This is a genomic window from Shewanella schlegeliana (assembly GCF_016765635.1).
Classification (GTDB): Bacteria; Pseudomonadota; Gammaproteobacteria; order Enterobacterales; family Shewanellaceae; genus Shewanella; species Shewanella schlegeliana.
Window position 1 is genome coordinate 66,313 of record NZ_JAESVD010000014.1, and the last position, 20,422, is coordinate 86,734.

The 20,422-nt window shown below is 45.2% G+C and carries 14 protein-coding genes, 1 pseudogene and 1 riboswitch; of the genes and pseudogenes, 7 read left to right on the plus strand and 8 right to left on the minus strand.

The window, feature by feature from the left end:
* The first annotated feature begins 4 nt into the window (after positions 1–4).
* On the plus strand, positions 5–1,228 hold the full coding sequence (gene gltS, locus JMA39_RS19415; protein ID WP_202723543.1) for a sodium/glutamate symporter: 1,224 nt from the start codon (positions 5–7) through the stop codon (positions 1,226–1,228).
* A 154-nt stretch (positions 1,229–1,382) separates the two neighbouring features.
* Here gltS and JMA39_RS19420 read toward each other — a convergent pair whose 3' ends face one another.
* On the minus strand, positions 1,383–2,249 hold the full coding sequence (locus tag JMA39_RS19420) for a DUF333 domain-containing protein (protein WP_202723545.1): 867 nt from the start codon (positions 2,247–2,249) through the stop codon (positions 1,383–1,385).
* A gap of 425 nt (positions 2,250–2,674) precedes the next feature.
* Here JMA39_RS19420 and JMA39_RS19425 point away from each other — a divergent pair, with 425 nt between their 5' ends.
* A complete protein-coding gene (locus JMA39_RS19425; RefSeq protein WP_202723547.1) occupies positions 2,675–4,189 on the plus strand; it encodes a catalase in 1,515 nt (504 codons plus the stop codon).
* A gap of 204 nt (positions 4,190–4,393) precedes the next feature.
* Positions 4,394–4,945, plus strand: coding sequence for an ankyrin repeat domain-containing protein (locus tag JMA39_RS19430; RefSeq protein WP_202723548.1), 552 nt, complete (start codon positions 4,394–4,396; stop codon positions 4,943–4,945).
* 104 nt (positions 4,946–5,049) lie between these two features.
* Here JMA39_RS19430 and moeB read toward each other — a convergent pair whose 3' ends face one another.
* The gene (gene moeB / locus JMA39_RS19435; protein ID WP_202723549.1) at positions 5,050–5,820 is read right to left on the minus strand and encodes a molybdopterin-synthase adenylyltransferase MoeB; all 771 of its coding nucleotides are present in this window, start codon (positions 5,818–5,820) and stop codon (positions 5,050–5,052) included.
* A 34-nt stretch (positions 5,821–5,854) separates the two neighbouring features.
* On the minus strand, positions 5,855–7,099 hold the full coding sequence (moeA, locus tag JMA39_RS19440; protein WP_202723550.1) for a molybdopterin molybdotransferase MoeA: 1,245 nt from the start codon (positions 7,097–7,099) through the stop codon (positions 5,855–5,857).
* 348 nt (positions 7,100–7,447) lie between these two features.
* Between moeA and ftnA the strand changes: the two genes are divergently transcribed.
* Positions 7,448–7,975, plus strand: coding sequence for a non-heme ferritin (ftnA, locus tag JMA39_RS19445; RefSeq protein ID WP_202723552.1), 528 nt, complete (start codon positions 7,448–7,450; stop codon positions 7,973–7,975).
* Positions 7,976–8,351: 376 nt separating this feature from the next.
* On the opposite strand, the gene JMA39_RS19450 is transcribed toward ftnA, so the two are convergent.
* A complete protein-coding gene (locus JMA39_RS19450) occupies positions 8,352–11,570 on the minus strand; it encodes an EAL domain-containing protein (RefSeq protein ID WP_202723554.1) in 3,219 nt (1,072 codons plus the stop codon).
* A gap of 287 nt (positions 11,571–11,857) precedes the next feature.
* Complete coding sequence (ribB, locus tag JMA39_RS19455) at positions 11,858–12,496, minus strand: 3,4-dihydroxy-2-butanone-4-phosphate synthase (protein ID WP_202723555.1); 639 nt, start codon at positions 12,494–12,496, stop codon at positions 11,858–11,860.
* 165 nt (positions 12,497–12,661) lie between these two features.
* Positions 12,662–12,929, minus strand: a riboswitch (FMN riboswitch).
* Positions 12,930–13,117: 188 nt separating this feature from the next.
* On the opposite strand from ribB, the gene JMA39_RS19460 reads away from it, so the two are divergent.
* The gene (locus tag JMA39_RS19460) at positions 13,118–15,289 is read left to right on the plus strand and encodes a S9 family peptidase (protein ID WP_373316358.1); all 2,172 of its coding nucleotides are present in this window, start codon (positions 13,118–13,120) and stop codon (positions 15,287–15,289) included.
* Positions 15,290–15,336: 47 nt separating this feature from the next.
* A pseudogene (locus tag JMA39_RS19465) lies at positions 15,337–15,588 on the plus strand (GIY-YIG nuclease family protein); the annotation flags it as partial.
* A gap of 65 nt (positions 15,589–15,653) precedes the next feature.
* Here the strand turns inward: JMA39_RS19465 and lepB are convergent.
* Together lepB and JMA39_RS19475 are read right to left on the minus strand one after the other, a co-directional pair.
* Positions 15,654–16,313: a signal peptidase I gene (gene lepB, locus JMA39_RS19470; protein WP_202723559.1), complete on the minus strand. Its 660-nt coding sequence runs from the start codon at positions 16,311–16,313 to the stop codon at positions 15,654–15,656.
* Positions 16,314–16,462: 149 nt separating this feature from the next.
* Positions 16,463–17,218, minus strand: a complete 756-nt coding sequence (locus JMA39_RS19475) for a DUF4097 family beta strand repeat-containing protein (protein WP_202723561.1) — start codon at positions 17,216–17,218, stop codon at positions 16,463–16,465.
* Positions 17,219–17,533: 315 nt separating this feature from the next.
* On the opposite strand from JMA39_RS19475, the gene JMA39_RS19480 reads away from it, so the two are divergent.
* Entirely contained in the window at positions 17,534–18,337 is an 804-nt protein-coding gene (locus tag JMA39_RS19480) for a class I SAM-dependent methyltransferase (protein ID WP_202723562.1), read from the plus strand.
* Positions 18,338–18,418: 81 nt separating this feature from the next.
* Here the strand turns inward: JMA39_RS19480 and JMA39_RS19485 are convergent, their stop codons facing one another.
* Positions 18,419–20,260, minus strand: coding sequence for a M14 family metallopeptidase (locus JMA39_RS19485; protein ID WP_202723563.1), 1,842 nt, complete (start codon positions 20,258–20,260; stop codon positions 18,419–18,421).
* Positions 20,261–20,422 lie beyond the last annotated feature (162 nt).

Below are 20,422 nucleotides of genomic sequence, written 5' to 3' on the forward strand. Positions count from 1 at the left end.
TTTCATGAATACTGTATATTCAATCGGAGAACTAGAATCATTTTTGATCGCCATTTTGGTGTTGTTTATCGGCCACTCAGTTAATCGCCACGTTCGTTTTTTCAAAAAATACAATATCCCAGAGCCCATTATTGGTGGCTTGGTTGTTGCGGCAGTCATTACTGTTCTTCATTTTCAAAATATTACGCTAGCGTTTTCTTTGCCAATGCAAAATACGCTTATGCTGATGTTTTTCAGCACCGTGGGTCTTGCTGCCAGCTATAAGCTGCTGGCTCGTGGCGGTAGAAAAGTCTTTATTTTTCTTGGTATCGCCTCTATTTACATCATATTGCAGAATGCTGTGGGAGTGAGTTTGGCTGCAGCCCTTGGCCTAGAGCCGTTGATGGGGTTGGTTGCAGGCTCAATAACCCTTTCTGGTGGACATGGTACTGGTGCCGCTTGGTCACAAACATTTGCCGAGCAGTACAACATGAACACGCTAGAGTTCGCTATGGCCGCCGCAACATTTGGCTTAGTGATGGGGGGGATCATTGGCGGTCCCGTAGCACAGAGGCTTATTGATAAGAATAAGCTGGAATCTTCTTACGGTATTGGTGGTAATCATCATAAAGACCACCCAGATCTCGTTACCTATGATCAGTTAGAGATTGATAATGTCACCGCTAAGAGTGTGTTAGAAACGCTGTTTATCATCATGCTATGTGTGGCAGGGGCTAAGTGGGTTGGCCAATTGGTTGCTAGTTTTGATATCAGCTGGTTGAAGATGCCTGATTTTGTTTATGCGCTGTTTCTTGGAGTGATGATCACCAATTTCACCGAGATGACCCGTGGTTACAAGATGAATAATGAGTGTGTCGACATCTTAGGTACGGTTGCGTTATCTCTGTTCCTTGCTATGGCGTTAATGAGCTTAAAGTTATGGGAAATTTTTGATCTCGCAATTCCACTGTTGATTATCTTAATGGTACAGACCGTAGTTTTAGCCTGCTTTGCTTACTTTGTTACCTTCAAAGTCATGGGCTCAAACTATGACGCCGCTGTGATGGCTGGCGGACACTGTGGTTTTGGCATGGGAGCAACGCCAACCGCTGTGATGAATATGGGCGCATTGGTTTCTCGTAATGGGCCCTCACCGCAAGCCTTTATGGTAGTTCCGATTGTCGGTGCTTTCTTTATCGATATCGTTAACCTAGTGGTATTGCAGGGCTATATAAAGTTTATCTTGTAGTGGGCAGTATTTATTAGAACAAGGCACGCATCTGCGTGCCTTTTTTGTTAGCTGTAATCTTGCTTATACTGCCCTCTATCTACTTTGATTGTTGCCAATAAAAGGTGGTGTATGAAGTGAGCCGTAAGCACTGGTGTTAAAGTTTAACCCTGTTTTAGTCGATAGCTTTATGATCTCGATGATACAGAGCCCATTGGTCGACTTTTTCACCACTAGGCAAGGTACAGATCCCTGTCGCTAAATCTACTTTCCCCTCGAGTGATAAGCAGTATTCTGCAGCAGGATTAGGGGCGTCTAAGATCCCAGCTTCACTTTTAGAATCTTTCTGATGCTGGCTGAACAATGACCATTGCTCAATTTTTTCACCGTTAGGTAGAGTACAGATCCCTGACATTGGGTCTACCTCTCCATTTAGTGATAAACAGTATTCTGTCGCAGGGTTAGGAATGTACGTAGTTTCAACTGCTTGCTGATGATTTTGACGATACAGTTTCCACTGTTCAATTTGTTCCCCACTGGGTAAAGTACACATGCCTGTAGCGACATTGAGCTGACCTTGTTGCGCTAAACAAAATTCTGAGGCGGGATTTGGGGCGCCAACTGAGTCTGCTGCTATTTTGTTGTCACGACGAAATAAGATCCATTGTTCTACTTTTTCGCCATTAGCCAAAGTACAGATGCTGGTAGCTAAATCGACTTTACCACCTTGCGCTATGCAATTTTCACTAGCAGGGTTGGTTAACTGCTGTTTAGTTTTTGCTAGGCTTTGCTTGGTCGAACTCCTATACAGGGTCCACTCTTCAACGCGTTTACCATTAGGCAGGTTACAGTAGCCGACCAGTCCGCTTTCATCATTCTCTATGACGATATCGCCACCGAGTGAAATACAAAACATTGATGCTGGGTTAGCGAGTGTTGCAGCATCTTTTTGGTTGAGATGTGGCTCTGGTTCTTTAGGATTACAAGCGCTTAATAATAAGGCTGTAGTAATCACTAAACTCATTATTAGGGGACTTTTCATATCTAATCATTCTCCACAGAGTTAATTTAGCTAAGGTTGACACTAATCGATATAAGAAGATGGTTAACTCAGAGCTATTTTTTGATGCTTAATTCATGGCGAATGAGTAAAGGCATACAGATCCCTTATGAACTCATGGAGCACAGAAGTTAGCAGTAAAAATACTTCTTTAGCATCTCAGCTATCGCGTTAGCGAGTTGATACATATTGTAACTATTAGTAACTATACTCTTCATTGGCTAAGCGTAAAGAAACATTTTTGCTGGGTAATTCATCTAATTTAGGGTTAATTAGCAGTATTTAACACTTGTGTAATAGGTTTTTACGATTTATTCAATCGATAAAGACCATTTCTTTTAATTGTGATTATCGCTCACACTGTTTTTAGGCAGAAAGAGCGTGCGTTGTTAATTAAGAGAATACTCATGGAAATAGTAAAAAAGGCAGGTTTAGCCCTATCGTTGAGCTTGGTCGTTGTTAATGCACAGGCTGACACGTTAACTCGTGACAATGGTGCTCCGGTAGGAGATAACCAAAATTCAATCACGGCTGGTAGTAATGGCAGTGTACTTCTACAAGATGTCCAGTTGATCCAAAAGCTACAAAGATTTGCGCGCGAGCGGATCCCTGAGCGTGTAGTTCACGCCAGAGGTACTGGTGTACATGGGGAGTTTATTGCTAGTAGTGATTTGAGTGAGTTAACACAGGCCGCACCGTTTGCTGACAAAGGCAAAATTACTCCCGTCTTCGTACGCTTTTCAACAGTTATTCATTCAAAAGGTTCGCCAGAAACTCTACGGGACCCTAGAGGTTTTGCGACTCGTTTTTACTCAGATCAAGGTAATTGGGATCTCGTAGGGAACAACTTGCCGGTGTTCTTTATTCGTGATGCGATAAAGTTTCCAGATATGGTGCACTCACTTAAGCCATCACCTATTACTAACCTACAGGACCCAAACCGCTTTTTTGATTTCTTTAGCCATGAAGCCACGGCGACAAATATGCTGACTTGGGTTTATACCAACTTAGGTACTCCTGCTAGTTACCGAAAAATGGACGGTTGGGGAGTGCATGCATATAAATTTATTAATGATGAGCATCAGGTTAAATACGTAAAGTTTCACTGGAAAAGCCAGCAAGGTGTTGAAGGGCTAAGGCCTGATGAAGTTATTAAAACTCAAGGTCAGAATTTTAACCATCTAACAGACGACCTTTATAGCGAGATTAACAAGGGTAACTTTCCAAAATGGGATCTTATGGTCAAGGTATTGAACCCAGAGGATTTGAACAAGTTTGATTACAACCCACTTGATGCAACAAAAATGTGGCTTGATGTGCCAGAGACTAAAGTGGGAACCATGACGCTTAATCGCGTCCCGGCAAACTTCTTTCAGGAAACAGAACAGGCGGCATTTGCACCTTCAAACTTAATACCCGGCATTGAACCTTCGGAAGATAAGTTGCTTCAGGGACGTATTTTTTCCTATGCCGATACTCAGCTTTATCGTTTAGGTGCCAACTTGTCTCAATTGCCAATTAACCAGCCTAACGTGGCAGTGGCAAATCATAATCAAGAAGGGGCAGCTAATTATGGTCATACAAGCTCTGATGTGAATTATCAACCTAGCACAAAGCTCCCATTAGCTGAGGATCATCGTTATCGAGCCGTGCAAACACCCCTATCGGGCACAGTTCAGCAAGCGGTTATTGCTAAACAAGATAATTTCACTCAGGCGGGCGTGCTTTACCGTAGTTTGACTAAACAAGATAAGCGCGATCTTATTACCAATTTATCTGCTGACTTAGGCAAGGTGACAGACAGTCATGTTAAGCATCAAATGTTGAGTTATTTCTATCAAGCAGATAAGGACTTTGGTAAAGGTTTAACGCAAGCTGTGGCGGGTGATTTAAATGAAGTGAAAAAACGCGCCAATATGTAGCTAGTAACTAACTCTATAGGTTAACGCTTAATGGGCTGGCGTTAACTGTTCCCGAGTCAGTCTCTTGATTAGGTTCCTCGAGTAAGTCCCGTAAGGCGTGTTTTTGCTCTTTTCTGCCCAGGTTAGAGTGCGCCTTACGGGCAACCTAAACTTCAACTGAAAGTCCTAAACAGAAAACGTTAATTCGTTATCGAGGTCGAGCTCATGCAGCGTACTTTTTCATTGAAACAAACCATTCCCCTATTGTGGCTGGCTCTAGTAGTGAGCATTTTAACAGCTATATTCTGCACCAATAACGCTCAGGCTAACTCGCCTGAAATCGAAAATTCAGATAAGCGCCTTGGGTTACAAGTTAACAGCCAAACCGAACAAATGCGGCTATTGGTCGACTATTTCTTTGCTGCAGCAAGAACGGGTGATATTGAGGTGTTAAATCACTTTATCGAAGCGGGCTTTCCCATCGATCAGCGTAATAATCAAAGTTACAGTGCGCTGATGGTTGCTGCATACAATGGCCAAGCACAGGCAACCTCTGTTTTACTTGAGCATGGGGCGAATGCCTGCCTTCAAGATAAGCGTGGTAATACCGCGATGATGGGGGCTGTAATTAAGGCTGAGTTCGGGATTGTAAAACAGCTATACAGTCAGGAGTGTGATGCAGAGTTGACCAATAAATCGGGGATTACTTTGCAGGAATTTGCTCAATATTGGGGGCAAAGCAGTAAGTTAAGGGAAGCGAGCTTAGCGGCAAAGTAATACTGATTGGTACTCTTAAAAAACAAACGCAACCATAGGGTTGCGTTTGTTAGTTTATCGGCAAGCACATATGATTGCGACAAGAGTACGATAACAGGAATTGACTAGCTACAGACAGAACAACTCGGTAGCTTTGGTAGTTTCATTTCTCGAAACTCCATGGTCATCGCATCGATCATCAGGATGCGTCCTGCTAGAGTCTGTCCCATATTAGCAATCACCTTGGTGGCTTCGACTGCTTGCAAACAACCGATCATGCCAACTACAGGCGCTAAGATCCCTGACTCGACACAGCTAAGCTGTTGCTCGCCAAAAAGCTTACTGAAGCAGTGGTAGCAGGGCGTATCGCCTTGGTAATCAAATACCGTGACCATGCCTTCCATACGAATTGCCGCAGCCGAAATTAGTGGTTTTTTATGCTTAAAGCAGCTTTGGTTTAGCTGTTCTCGCACGGCAACATTGTCGGTGCAATCCATCACGATAGAGTGTTGCTCAACGAGGGCATCGATTTCATGATCATCGAGTACCGCATTGATTGTCTCTATCTGAATGTGCGGGTTGAGTGTGGTTAAGCTCTGCTTAGCCGAGTCTACCTTAGCTTGGCCGACGTTAGCGTCTTGATGTAAGACCTGTCTCTGTAGATTTGAAATCTCAACGGTATCAAAATCCACTAAGGTCATCGAGCCTGCACCTGCAACCGCCAGATATTGGCTCGCAGCGCAGCCTAAACCGCCAGCACCGATAATGAGCACTTTAGCTTGTTTGAGTTTTTCCTGGCCTTCAAAGTCCATCGACTTGATCGATATTTGGCGGCTATAACGCAATATTTCTGCATCAGATAAAATTTCATCTGTTGCTGCTTGTTCGGTCGACATCAATTTGGTCTCATATATTTAGGCTGTGCAGAGCTTAGCAAAGCACGCTATTAAAAGGCTCAACGCTAACTTGGCTGCCATCGCTTAAGCCATCGCAATCTTGAGCTAAAATAATGAAGCAGTTAGCTAGGGTCATCGATGTCAGCATGCCAGAACCTTGGCCGCCTGTGACCGCAACTTCGGCTTCACCTTGTGCGTTATAACTTAAGATTGCACGTTGGTATTCGACTCGACCTGGGAACTTACGAATCTCACCCTTGAGTGTGGCTTTCAGTGTCACAGGCTTAACCTGAGGCAGACCTTGCATCTTATTGAGTAGCGGCCATACAAGTTTGTAGAAAGTCACCATCGATGAGACTGGGTTACCTGGCAGTCCACAGAAGACGGCATCACCTAGGTGGCCAAAGGCAAACGGTTTACCTGGCTTGATGGCTAGTTTCCAGAAGGTGATTTGACCTTCTTCATCTAAAATTTGTTTGGTGTAGTCAGCATCACCAACAGACACACCACCAGAAGTTAGTACCATATCGGCACATTCTGATGCCGTTTTAAAGGCTTGACGAATGGCTTCTTTATCGTCTTCGATAACACCAAGATCGATCCATTCAATATTACCGCGGCTCAGTAAACCTTGGATGCTATAGCGGTTAGAGTCGTAGATCTGCCCCGGACCTAATTCGCTGCCTACTGGGCGCAGTTCGTCACCCGTAGAGAAGAAAGCAACTTTAACGATACGCTTAACACGTAACTGGCTTACACCGATTGTTGCCAGTACGCCCATTTCTGCAGCGCCAATTAATGTGCCTGCTGTTAATACCTTAGTTCCACTGGTGAGCTCTTCACCACAATAGCGCACATTAGCCCCAAGTGCTTTAGGGGCTTCAATGGTGATCAGCTCACCATCAACAGTGACTTTTTCCTGCATCTGTACAGTGTCATAGCCGCTCGGTACGGGGGCACCTGTCATGATGCGAATACAGCCACCCTTGACACATTTACCTGTAAAAGGGTGACCCGCGAAAGATTGACCAATTAACTTTAGTGGTGCGCCTGCCTCTAAGTCTGCATAGTTGAAGGCATAACCATCCATTGCTGAGTTATCGAAAGGAGGAAGATCGATATGAGAGGCAAGATCTTCAGCGAGTACTCGGCCTAAAGCGTGCGGTAGTGTCACGACTTCTGAGTCTGTGATGGGGTTTACTTGTTCTAATAATTTAACGATAGCCTGATCGGGATGCATTAGGCTAGGTTGCGAACATGGATCTGCATGAGTCTGCATCTATCTATCCTTGAGACGTGAATCGGAACGTTAAGTAAAAACGAATATAGCGCATTATGCCATGGTGAACGTAGATGGCTATGATCTGCGCGGCAGTTTTTAAACACAGTTAAAATAGAGTCGCAATTAATAATAAACATCTAACGACTACTAATAGGAGGAACTCTATCCTTTAAGGTTGATCTAGCTGGTTTTTTTGTTAAAAACAATCGTAGCCACGGTAACTTAAAATCCTGTAAATGAAAACCATTATTATTTATTTAACAATCACTTAAGTAAATTTTATTGCAATTGTTAGCTAGCTTGATAACAATAACCGCCACAAACTGAAAGTCCTAAGGAATTGATATGTTAGCCCAGAAGATGATTGACCAGTTAAATGACCAGATCAATATGGAGTTCTTCTCCTCTAATCTGTATCTACAGATGAGCGCATGGTGCGAAGACAAAGGCTTTGAAGGTGCAGCTAAGTTTATGCGTGCTCACGCCGAAGAGGAAATGGGCCACATGCATCGTTTGTTTACCTATGTGAGTGAAACGGGTGGTATGCCACTTCTAGGCACTATCGAGGCTCCACAAGCTGAGTTTCCGTCACTATTGGCACTATTTGAATATACCTATGAACATGAACAGCTGATCACCAAAAAGATCAATGAGCTGGCGCATGCGGCTTTCACTAATCAAGATTACTCAACCTTTAACTTCCTGCAGTGGTATGTGTCAGAGCAACATGAGGAAGAGAAGCTATTTAAATCTATCGTCGATAAAATCCGCCTAGTGGGTGAAGATGGCAAGGCGTTGTTCTTCGTCGATAAGGATCTGGCGCAGATGGCGATTGAAGAGTCGGCGAGTGTGATGACCAGCGAAGCGGTTTAACGAGATTAGCCGATAAAGAAGAGCAGCTAACGCTGCTCTTTTTGTTTCTAACAATCTCCAGCCTAAACAGCGTTAAGCTCAGTTCCAATATTGAGAAAGTGAAATGGTTTTGCGTGTGTGCGTGCCTTAAAAGCGCGACTAGCTGTTCCTTCGATAGCGGTTTGGGCATTAAAGAACTTTGGGTATTCACAGCCTAAGTTATGTCTAACTGCCTCTAGCCTAAACAGCGTTAAGCTCAGTTCCAATATTGAGAAAGTGAAATGGTTTTGCGTGTGTGCGTGCCTTAAAAACGCGACTAGCTGTGCCTTCGGTAGCGGTTTGGACATTAAAGAACTTTGGGTATTCACAGCCTAAGTTATGTATAACAGCCTCTAGCCTAAACAGCGTTAAGCTCAGTTCCAACATTGAGAAAGTGAAATGGCTTTGCGTGCCTTAAAAACGCGACTAGCTGTGTCTTCGATAGCGGTTTAGACATTAAATAACCTTGGGCGTAATCACAGCCTAAGCTGTGTAAGAATTGCCACTGCTCTACGGTTTCAATTCCTTCTGCCACAAGTGGCATCTCTAGGCTTTGCGCCATCATCACGATCGCTTTGATCAACTTTGCATCAGATGGATTGCTTAGCACGTTATCGATAAAGCTCTTGTCGATCTTAATGACTGAAATGGGGCATTGAGTTAGGTAGCTGAGTGCTGAATAACCGGTACCAAAGTCATCGAGATAGATATCGATACCGAGCTGTTTGATATCCTCCAAGGTCTGTAGGCAGCGAGGTTTATCTTCGATCAACATGCTCTCGGTGATTTCGATATGTAGATCTTTTGCGGCGATACCATGTTTAGACAGAGCATCTTTAAGTACGTTATAAAAGCTGATATCTCGTGAGTTTAAACATTGGCGCCCCGACACATTAATAGCCATCTTGAGCATCAATCCCTGAGAATGCCATTCGGCAAGATCTGAAAGGGCTTGGTGTAGGATCCATTCGCCTAATGGCTCGATCAATCCGGCCTCTTCGGCGATAGGAATGAAGGCATGTGGCGAGATGGTGCCGAACTCTGGATCCTTCCATCGTACTAAGGCTTCGACACTGATGACGGCTCCGCTGCGCATATCAACGACAGGTTGATACTCAAGGTAAAACTCTGATTGCTTGACCGCTCTACGTAATCTCTGCTCGAGGTGCATTCGTTCCAGCATCTCAACGTTCATCTCGGGAGAAAAGTATTGATAATGGGCTCTGCCGTCACGTTTTGCTTGGTACATGGCTGTTTCAGAGTTATGCAGCAGCATCTCAATATCTTGGCCATCTTCAGGGTAAAACGCGATGCCAAGGCTAGAGGAGATATTGGTCTCTTTATTATCGATGATAAAAGGCTTAGATAGCGCATCACTCAGCTTCTGTGCTAATTGCTCGGTACTAATGCTGCCAGTTTGTGGGGCAATAATAACAAACTCATCACCGCCAATACGGGCGATAGAGTCCTCGGCTCCTAGTGCGGCTTCGAGTCGTGTGGCCGACTGTTTTAACACCTTGTTACCCGCGGCGTGACCGTGAAGCTCATTAATAAACTTAAATCTGTCTAAATCGATGAAGAAGATAGCGACTTGGCCATCGGTATTCTTCGCAGTATCGATAGCTTGCTGCAGCCTTGAGGAAAACAGGTGGCGGTTAGGCAGTTTGGTTAAAGAGTCAAAGTTGGTCTTATACCAGAGATCTTGTTCATACTGTTTATTATTACTGATATCGAGAAATAGCCCTATGTATTGGGTCACCTCATTCTTACTATTTTTAACCGCAGTAATTTTTAGGTACTCTGGATAGATTTTGCCATCCTTACGTTTATTCCAAATCTCTCCTTCCCAGCTGCTCTTACTGATTAGTGTTTGCCATAGCTTTTGGTAAAAACTCTGCGGGTGATGGTCTGAGTTTAAGATGCTAGGTGTCTTGCCTTTGACATCCTCTAAGCTATAACCAGTAATCTTGGTAAAGGCGGGGTTGACTAGTTCGATGCGGTTGTTAGCATCGGTGACGATAATCCCTTCTGCCGAGTGTCTAAAAACGGCAGAAGCTTGGTGTAGAGCGCGCCTAGACTTCATGCGCTCCGATACCATTTGGTTGACCGCTACTGCTATCTGCGCAAGTTCATCTTTGCCCTTAACTTCAAGATCTAATACTAGGCTTGGGTCTTTTGCTAGTTTTTCCACGTCATCAACTATGCCTCTCACTGAGTCGATGAGGTCATTGGCGATGTTTCTACCGACGAAATAGACAATACAGAAGAAGAGTAATCCGGCAAAAATGCTGATATAGAGATAAGAGAGGATCTGTTGCTTCTCAATCTCATTTTGACGAGCTATGTTTGCTGTCAGCTGAGTATTGAGCTGATGTAGGTTATCAATGCCTACGGTTGCCGCGTGCCACCAAGCTTCGCTATCGACCATGGGAGTTTGATGTTGTAACTGATACAAGCTGTCATGTAGGGCGATATCTTGGCCAAGTAGCGCTAATGTTGCCCCGGAAGCGGGTAGCTGGGTCAATTCGGCTTTTGCGACATACTCTTGGTAGTTTGTGGCGGTTTGCGCAATGCTTTTAACCAACACTTGCTGTGCAGGTGTTAGAGCATGGTGATTAATTAAATTATCTAACGCATTTTTTAAGGTGAAGTAATTTTCTCGAAAACTCGATAAATACGCAGGGTTGAGTGTCGTGAGGTAACCGTTAAAGTTATAGCTAAGACCACCATAGCCGATAAGGTCGTCGATAATTTCTGTTTGCTCTACCAGATTAACCTGTTGCTGCAGTTGCGTGCGGTAACTTGAGATTAGCTGCTGCGCAGGGCTATCCATCAATTTACCAAAGCTACTAAGGTTATCAGGGGTCATCACCGACATCGCATTGGCAATGACACCATCGAGTTGTGCTCTAACCTGTGCGATCTGTTTGAAGGCGTTAGGGTCTAATGTCTGCGCTGACAATAATTGGTTGACTAGCCCCCGTTCTTGACCTGCGAGCTCTTGAATTTTGAGCATGTTAATCAGATCGGACTGCACTAGTACTTGATATGAATTCTCGCTCTTAAAGCGTAACTGTGAGATAAAATTAATGAGTTTTTGGGTCAGTTGTGAGTAGAAACTGAAGTATTCAGGAGTATTTAATTCGATGACTTTCTGTCGAGCAATCTCTAGCTGCTGTCTTGCTAAACTGGCTTTCTGAATTTGATCTTGTAAGGCATGAAATAGTTCCGTGTCACTCTTTACTGTATTGATCGTTTCAACGAGAGCTGAGTTGAAAACTAACTCTTGGAACATTTTGTCAGTGGTTAGCCATTGCTGTTGCAGTTCAGCTTTAAAAAGGCGGCCATTACTACTGAGGTATCCTGCGGAGAGGCCACGTTCTTTTTGTAACTCGTAGATGACATTTTCTATCCCTAAGGTGATCTTGGTGGTGAGCACGTTTGCTGAAGCGTGTTGGTATTGCTTGATGAGAGTTGATGCGCTTAGTACTGCAAGTAATACCAATATAAACATAGGTAAAGATGCAGATAGGAATAATTTCTGTTTTAAGCTCAATCGACTTAACACGGGTAGCATTCGGCGATGATCCTCAGCAGGAGATAATGTGGACTCAGTAATGCAATGAAGCGAGATGAAGTAAAAAAGTGCTAAATAATAACCATAGAAATATGGGTACGTCTCAGTATGTTCACCAAAGTAACGCCTATGTCACGAATTTATCAAAATACAGCAAACATTTTCTAAATCAAAGGTTTTTATACTGTGTTCGTTATTCCAGATGGCTATAAGTAAGTGATTGGTAGTGACTGTTAACGAGTATGGGGAGCAGCCGCATATCACCGCGGCTGCTAGTTCAGGGGGATTTATTGTGTGTTGCGGTAGCTAACAATGTCTTCGATAGTCAGTACTGGCATATCATGTTGTTGAGCAAATTCGACAATTTCCGGTAACCGGGCCATGGTGCCATCGGCAAGGGTGACTTCACAAAGTACACCGTAGGGCTTAAGGCCTGCGAGCTTCATCAGATCGACGGTGCCTTCGGTATGGCCACGACGCTCCAATACGCCACCGGGGCGAGCACGCAATGGGTAAACATGGCCTGGGCGTGCTAAGTCATCGGGTTTAGCATTATCGGCGATTGCGGTTTTAATGGTAGTGACACGGTCGGCAGCAGAAACGCCAGTGGTTACACCTTGTTTGGCTTCGATGCTCACGGTAAAGGCGGTACCATATTGGCTATTGTTGTCGCTTACCATTGGGGGAAGCTGAAGCTGCTCGATGCGTTCATCGGTCAGACACAGGCAAACAATACCACTGCATTCGCGAATAAGCAGTGCCATCTGTTCGTTGGTGAGGGTTTCAGCTGCATAGATTAGATCGCCTTCATTTTCGCGATCTTCATCATCAACAACTAACACACCTTTGCCTTGGCAAAGTGCCGTTAATGCCGCATTAACACGTTCGATTGCATTGCCATAAGGGGCAAGTAAAGACTGATTCATGGATAACATCCTTAAAATACTACATTGGGTTGGCCAGAATCAGGGCGTACAGAAAATGGCACATATCTTCAGCCGAACCGGTCGACATAAGATAATGTGCATAATAAGAGCTGAGCAAAATCCACCACGAAGACTAGTCTGCTTCATGGATTGTTTGCTTAAATCTTATATTCTCTTTCATCCGGACTTAGCGTACTAACAATGTCGTTGAGTACCCATTACCGTCGGCTCTGGAGTAGGTGCAACCTTATGGCTGACAGGTGTCATTGATAAGGTCTGTTTACCAGATCTGCTGACCCTAGTTAATATTCGCAGCTATTTATATTGATATTTAATAGCGTAAACTAGGCGCTCGCGGGCTTTTATGAGGTGATGCTTTATCACTGCATAACTTACCGCCGGTGGGGAGTTACACCCCGCCCTGAGAATTATACTTGGCTGAATATGAATGAGTTGATTAACAAACCAGCCAAGTGGCGCAATATTGCGCCTATTTAAATTAAATGACAAGCTGAGACATCAAAATGGCGAGATAGGCCAAAACTGTCGGCTAAGTTATTAATGGATCGCCCCTAATCAAAGTACGGATAGCTTCGATTAAGATTGCACAAGGAATGTTAGATGAAAATGGCTCCCCTCATACTGAGCGCTGTACTGCTATTTGGATGTAATAATATGACCACCACCCAAGCTGTTAAACCTCCTCAAGCCGATAAAGTCCCACATAGCATGACACTCCACGGAGTAACACGTGTCGACGATTATTACTGGATGCGCGATGACGAGCGCAAAGCGCCAAAAGTGATCAGTCATTTAAACGCAGAAAATGCTTATACCAAACAAGAGTTCAAACCATTTAATGACCTTAAGCAGCATCTGTTTGATGAGCTGGTGGGGCGTCTAGATAAAGACGAATCGAGTGTGCCTTACTTCTGGCATCAGCATTGGTATTACCGCTATTACAAACAGGGATTCGAATACCCAGTCATCGCCCGTAAAACCGCGTTAGAGAGCGATAGTGAGCACATTCTGCTGGATGTAAATGAGCGTGCAGAGGGAAAGGACTTCTATGGTTTGGGCGGGGTGTCGGTGAGTCCCGATGAAACTAAGCTGGTGTTCGGTGAAGATCTACTTAGCCGGCGGATCTACACCCTGTACTTTAAAGACTTAACCTCAGGTGAGCTCATGGGCGATAAGCTTGAGGGGACCGATGGTAGCATCGTTTGGGCCAGTGACAATCAACACCTGTTCTATATTGCTAAAGATCCGCAGACACTGCTGGGCTATCGAGTGTTTCGCCACAAGTTAGGTACGGCGCAATCGGAAGATGTACTGGTATATGAAGAGCAAGACGATACCTTCTATATCAGCTTAGGCAAATCGCTAGATGAGTCGGTGATTGTCTTGCATGCCGAAAGCACTGTGACCAGCGAAGTTAGAATGCTAGATGCCAAGCTGCCCCTAGGCCAGTTTGAACCTGTGCTACCAAGAGAGGAGGGGCATGAGTACTCGGTGTCTAAGTTAGGCGACAGCTATTACATCCTCACAAATTGGCAGGCGAGTAATTTCCGTTTGATGAAGGTGGCAATTAGTCAGGCTGCCGATAAGAGCGCTTGGCAAGATGTTATCGCCCACGACCTGAACTCACGCATCGAAGATGTGCTGCTGCTTAGCGATTATATGGTAGTGCAAACCCGCGAGAGAGGCATTAGCCGCATTCGAGTCTATCCGCTTATTGGCCAAGCAGAGTTTGAGCTGGCTTTTAATGATCCCGCCTATGTGGTTGGCTTCGATATTAATGCTAACCAGCAGAGCGACAAGCTTAGAATTTATTACTCTAGCCCTACGACGCCAGAGTCTGTGTATGAATATGCACTGGCTAAGCCAAACGAGCGTAAACTGCTTAAGCAAGAAAAAGTGCTAGGTGAGTTTAATGCCGATGATTATCAAGCAGAGCGTCTGTTTATTGAGGCGCGCGATGGTAAAGAGGTCCCTGTGACCTTGGTCTATCGTAAAGATAAGTTTAACAAGGATGGCACCAATCCACTGTATCAATATGGCTATGGCTCATACGGCTATACCGTAGAGCCCGACTTTAGTTCATCGGTCTTGAGCCTACTGGATCGCGGTGTGGTATATGCTATCGCTCATGTGCGAGGCTCTGAGATGCTTGGCCGAGCCTGGTATGACGATGGCAGGATGCTTAATAAGCAAAATAGCTTCAATGACTTTATCGATGTCACCAAGGCGCTAACTGAGCAAGGCTATGGCGCTAAAGACAAGGTGGTGGCCGCTGGTGGCAGTGCGGGTGGTCTACTTATGGGGGGGGTTATCAATCAGGCGCCTGAGCGTTACTTTGCCGTGGCCGCCCATGTGCCGTTTGTCGATGTGGTTACCACCATGCTCGATGAGTCTATCCCCTTGACCACTAACGAGTATGACGAGTGGGGCAACCCAAATGAGAAAGTCTACTTCGACTACATGCTTAGCTATGCCCCTTACGATAATGTCAGGTCTCAGAACTATCCCCACTTGTTGGTGACAACAGGCTTGCATGATTCACAAGTGCAGTATTTCGAACCTGCTAAGTGGGTGGCTAAGCTGCGTGAGGTTAAGACTGACGACAATATGCTGCTGTTCGATACTGACATGGAAGCCGGGCATGGCGGTAAGAGTGGTCGCTATCGTCAGTATGATGATACGGCGAAAGAGTATGCTTTCTTCCTTGGCTTGTTAGGCTTAGATGATAAGGCAATTCAACCAAGCGATATAACAGAGAGTGCTAGTCGTTAATGGCCGATATTGTTCAAATACCGGAGACTAACAGCCCAGAGCCGACTTGGTTTCTGTATATGGTTCGTTGCGCTAACGGTCACCTCTATACCGGGGTGACCACAGATGTGGCTCGGCGTTTTGCCGAGCATCAGAGTGGTAGTGCTAAGTCGGCTAAATACCTACGAGGCAAAGGGCCGCTGACATTGGCCTACTCGGAAACCGTAGGCAGTCGCTCCGATGCGCTTAAGCGTGAGATAGCATTGAAGAGATGGCCTAGATCTAAGAAGCTCGCCTTGATAGAGGGGGTAGTCGAATAGTCACTAGCGCCACGCTATCTTGTACCTGTACTATTACAGCCACAGCGGCGCTCACTATCAGTTATTTAATCCGAGTATAGATTAGTGAAAAACCGCTCTTCTCGAGGAAGGTAGTGGTTTTCATAGTCCAGAGAGAATGCGACTCTGGTTGCTTTACCTCTGAGTTCACCCCTAGGGACAAAACCATACACCCGTGAATCGGCGCTGTTGCGGCGGTTATCGCCCATGACCAGATAGTGCCCCTCGGGGACGGTCACCGTTTCGAAGCTACTCAACTGAACGCTAGCATCCTTCTCAATACGGATGCTATGGGATAAGCCATTCAGGTTTTCTGTGGCGATTAACTCCCGCTGATCACTCGTTACCAGTGAGTAATCTAACGCTTTGCCATTAATAACTAGGATTTCATTGTTTAAGCCGACAGTATCGCCAGGTAGCCCGACAACACGTTTGATTAAGCGACTGTCTGCGGCTTTTGATTCAAAAATGACAATCTCTCCCCGTTCTGGCTCGCCGGTAGTTAGCAGTGATATCTGAGTAAAGGGTACCCGTAAGTCATAGGCCATCTTATCCACTACAATGCGGTCACCCTCTTTAATCGTGGGTTGCATTGAGCCAGTCGGTACTGTGTACCAGTCCGCGATAGCACTTCTGCAAACAGACATTAAAATAATGAATAGCACTAGCTGGCGATTATCTTTCCAAAGTAGTTTCACTTTATTCATAAAGCACTCTTATTCAATTAGTTGGGCAGGGCACTGTTGCCGTTAGTACTCTTGCTGTCACTATATCTGACCGCTAGGCACACTAGTCGACAACAAGCCCTGCGCCGGGAAGGTGTTTACTCTGTCGAGGTATCTTTATAGCGGTAGAACTAGTGCATGCTGACTGAGCCGTTGATGTTATCTATGCTTAAATCACCTGAACCGGATTCGATAATGCTTAAACCCAGAGTGTTATCGACATCGATATCACCAGAACCATCATCAATCACCACATGGCCATTGACGTTGTTAACGCTTAAGTCGCCCGACCCGTCATCGATGTGGGTATCGCCGCCAATACCGGATAGGGTGATAGAACCCGAGCCATCTTCTAGGGTGAGTTTGCCTGTGGTGTTGCTGACCTCGACAGAGCCAGAGCCATCTTGGATATTGATGTCGTGACCGCCCTTGATCCACAAATCGCCAGAGCCATCGTCTAAGGTAATATTCGCCTGAACATTGTTGATCTCTATGTCGCCAGAGCCATCATCGATATCTAGCATCATGCTGCTGGGAACTTGAATGGTGAGATCGATATAGGGTGAGCGTTGAAAATTAATGCTGCTATCGAACTCGGCAGTCAGTGTGGCTTTAGAGCCGTTTTGCTTGAGACTGAGATTACTTTCGATATCGCCATAGGTGTAGATATCGGCGGTAACCATGATTTGTGAAAGCCCTTCGACGCCTTGAATGTTGAGATCGCCAGCGCCAGTCTCGGCAACTAAGCTTTCAATGTGAGTAGCATCAATTTGTAATTGTTTCTTCTGGTGGTTTAGTGGTCCCGCGCTGGTGCCGTTAACATTGATGATGCAGCCGGAAAGCGAAATGGCAATGACGGTGGCAAGTAGAGTCGAGGTCGATTTCATTGGGTTAACTTCCTTTTATTATTTTGATCTTAAGGTCTAAGAGTCTCAAGATCTAAGTGCAGACTTAACAAAGCTGCTTTTAATGTTTATCTGTCTCTGAATAAGCAGTAACCATGCCAACAAGGTATCTAATTGTTTTAAATGTGTTATCTTTGTGTTGCGTCCTGTTTTGGGTGGTAAATTAACTCAATTACTATGATGAAAGCACAACTATTAGTTAATTTACTCAATGGCTTGGCTGAAAGTGCAGAACCTAGAACCTTCTAATTACACGAGCCTAGAATCTAGAATATAAAATCAAGTAGGGAAACAGAGATGGATTATTTATCGGTTAACCAGCAAGGTTGGGATCGACGTGTACAGACTCATGTGACATCTAAGTTTTATGATGTAGCTGGTTTTCTTAAGGGAGCGAGTTCACTGCAAGAGATAGAGCTAGCTCACTTAGAGGTGAATGGTAAAAGCCTATTGCATCTGCAGTGTCATTTTGGCTTGGATACCTTGTCATGGGCACGCATGGGCGCCGAAGTAACGGGTGTTGATCTATCACCTGCGGCCATCACACAAGCTGGCTCGCTGGCCGAGCAAGCAGAGCTGAACGCAGAGTTTATCTGCGGCGATGTTTATAGTGTGACAGACAGTGTAGCGCAGCAGTTTGATCTGGTTTTTACCTCCTACGGTGCGATTGTTTGGCTACCGGATCTGGATAAGTGGGCACAAGTTATCGCGAGTAAGCTGGTGGCTGGTGGCCAGTTTTATATGGTGGAATTCCATCCCGCTCAGGCGGTATTTGAGGGCTATAGCTACTTTCATCAAGATGCGCCAGACGTAGAAGACGAAGTGACCTATACGGAAAACGCTAATGACGATACCAACACCTTCATGAGTTGGTCACACTCGTTATCCGATGTGATTAATGCCCTCATCAAGGCAGGCCTAGAGATAAATAGCTTCGATGAATATCCCTTTAGCCCCTACAACTGTTTCGAAGGCTTAACTGAAGAGACTGTAGAGGTGGAATTGCCGCAAGGCGTAGAGCAACGTCAACGTTATTTTGTTGAGCAGAAAGGGCAGCGTCTGCCATTGACCTACGCAATATCTGCCACTAAGAAGCCATAGAGGTATGTGAGTTAACGGGTTATCCATAATGTAAAAACAGCGCCTAAAGGCGCTGTTTTGCTATGGTTGAATCTAGTGGTGCTAGTTCCCCCTAAGCACTGGGTACTTTAGGTATTGATTGTCAAAGTAGGGGCTACGCTCATAGAACCAGCGCAATCGTGCTCTTGGGTTTGCAGCAAACTCAGGATCTGTAAGTGCCTTATCAAACTCGGCTTGCAGTGCCGGATCATCCTTTAGCATCTTTGCTGCCAACGGCTCTACCGCATAGTTTTCAATATATTCGGTACGGGTGAATATTGGATTAAAGAAGCCCCACTGGAACAGTGAGTCTGGCGATTGCGGCTCAAGCAGTAAGATGGCGAGATCGCCTAAGGGCTGCTTGGTATCAATACGTACCGTACCCGCAGGCAATTTTACATCGACTGCTTGGCTAGTGACCTCGGCCTTGACCTGTTGACGCCCTTCATAATCACTGTTGTTAAAGCTTGGATTGCTAAATTGATATTGCTGCAGCTTAAGCTGAGTCGGCTTATCTAGCGTGGTCATACGTATGCCATGAACACTCAGGCGTTCAATCACCTCTTGCCACTGCGATGGAATATAATAAGCATCTGGGCGGCTCACTTTGATATCGGCCTTAGTCCCACCAATAACAGGCAAGTTTGGGTACAGTTGTGGTAGGCCATTCCAGCGCACAATCTCGTTACCACTAATAGCGCTTTGTTCTAACGTGTAACCGATCCCCTTAAAATCCCAACCTTGTGCTTGCTGCTCCTGTTGCCAAGTGAGGGTCACTCTTGGGGAGTAGCGATACTTATCTTGCTGAATAGCTGATTTTAACTTGGTGCTATCGTCTGCTATCGCTTTAAGGCTGGATTCGAGCATCACATAGGTGCCTAGCACTCGTTGTTTAAAGGGTTTTAGGCTGTGATTTTCAATCAAAATTGTGGGTAGATGGCGGGCGTCACCGTAACCGTTAGAGAAGCGCGGGCTAGCGTTCCATAAAGACATCCCCTTAGTGATATCGGTATTGTCGATGGCAAATACTAATGGGCCAGGAATATGCCCTTGTTCAGAGAGGGCCGATTCAATCTTTGGTCGATAGCTGCTCTCTAGCCAATGGTAAATTGATGGGCTTTTGCCTTGTGGTAAGTTATAGCCAAAAGTCACGTCATATTGATAGTCGATGCCGTCGGTGACATGCACGTCGATATAAAGATCGGGTTGCCAAACATTGATAGCCCGTAGCATATGCTGCATCTCTGGCGTGTCGGCTTTGGCATAATCTCGATTTAGATTGAGGTTTTGCGCTGTGGTGCGCCAGCCCATGTTAACCGGACCTCGCTGATTTACGCGGTTATATTCGGTTGAGCGTTCATGGCCATCAACACTGAAAATCGGCACAAATAATAGGTTGGCGTTATCAAGTAGCTCAGCCTTGCCGTTAAATACCATATCGCGTAGTAACATCATGCCAGCATCTTTGCCGTCAATTTCCCCTGAGTGGATCCCTGCCTGTACCAGCAGGGTTGGTTTACCATTATCCGCTAAAGTAGTTGCGTCTTCCGCTCCCTCTTTGGAGGCGACAATCATCCAGATCTCACGACCTTGTGGGCTCTTGCCTATGCTCACCTTCTTAAGCATCTCACTCTCGGCTACTAGGTTGTCTAACCAGGCAAAGGTTTCATCATAGCTAGGGCTCGTCTTTAGGCCGTTTTGCTCAAATGGCGTAGCCCATTTTGAGTCTGCTGCGAGGATGAGTGATTCACTGCCACCGTGCCATGCGATGATAGGCGGCAAAATATCATCGTTGATATAGGTGTTTGCTAGTTGAGGTGTCGTACTTGTTTGATCTGCTTCGAGACAGTAGCCACTGGTGCTGGCCGCCAATAAGGCGATGGCTGATAGAGAGGTTAAGCGCATGGTCGGGTACCCATTTTTTAGCTATTTGAATTATTATTAGACAGTTATCTTTCAATAAATTATCGATAAGTGCAACTGGGTAACTGTTTCAAAATATGCGCTTTGGTGATCTTATGTAGCGAGTCGGTAGGCCTTAGACTTCACGGTGAAATCTAAGGCCTA

Bases quoted from the DNA above. Each gene is read 5' to 3' on its own strand.
- JMA39_RS19475 (WP_202723561.1), bottom strand. From the start codon at position 17,218: ATGAAATCGACCTCGACTCTACTTGCCACCGTCATTGCCATTTCGCTT.
- moeA (WP_202723550.1), bottom strand. From the start codon at position 7,099: ATGCAGACTCATGCAGATCCATGTTCGCAACCTAGCCTAATGCATCCC.
- lepB (WP_202723559.1), bottom strand. From the start codon at position 16,313: ATGAATAAAGTGAAACTACTTTGGAAAGATAATCGCCAGCTAGTGCTA.
- JMA39_RS19485 (WP_202723563.1), bottom strand. From the start codon at position 20,260: ATGCGCTTAACCTCTCTATCAGCCATCGCCTTATTGGCGGCCAGCACC.
- JMA39_RS19425 (WP_202723547.1), top strand. From the start codon at position 2,675: ATGGAAATAGTAAAAAAGGCAGGTTTAGCCCTATCGTTGAGCTTGGTC.
- JMA39_RS19460 (WP_373316358.1), top strand. From the start codon at position 13,118: ATGAAAATGGCTCCCCTCATACTGAGCGCTGTACTGCTATTTGGATGT.
- ftnA (WP_202723552.1), top strand. From the start codon at position 7,448: ATGTTAGCCCAGAAGATGATTGACCAGTTAAATGACCAGATCAATATG.
- JMA39_RS19480 (WP_202723562.1), top strand. From the start codon at position 17,534: ATGGATTATTTATCGGTTAACCAGCAAGGTTGGGATCGACGTGTACAG.
- JMA39_RS19420 (WP_202723545.1), bottom strand. From the start codon at position 2,249: ATGAAAAGTCCCCTAATAATGAGTTTAGTGATTACTACAGCCTTATTA.
- gltS (WP_202723543.1), top strand. From the start codon at position 5: ATGAATACTGTATATTCAATCGGAGAACTAGAATCATTTTTGATCGCC.
- JMA39_RS19450 (WP_202723554.1), bottom strand. From the start codon at position 11,570: ATGCTACCCGTGTTAAGTCGATTGAGCTTAAAACAGAAATTATTCCTA.
- JMA39_RS19430 (WP_202723548.1), top strand. From the start codon at position 4,394: ATGCAGCGTACTTTTTCATTGAAACAAACCATTCCCCTATTGTGGCTG.
- moeB (WP_202723549.1), bottom strand. From the start codon at position 5,820: ATGTCGACCGAACAAGCAGCAACAGATGAAATTTTATCTGATGCAGAA.
- ribB (WP_202723555.1), bottom strand. From the start codon at position 12,496: ATGAATCAGTCTTTACTTGCCCCTTATGGCAATGCAATCGAACGTGTT.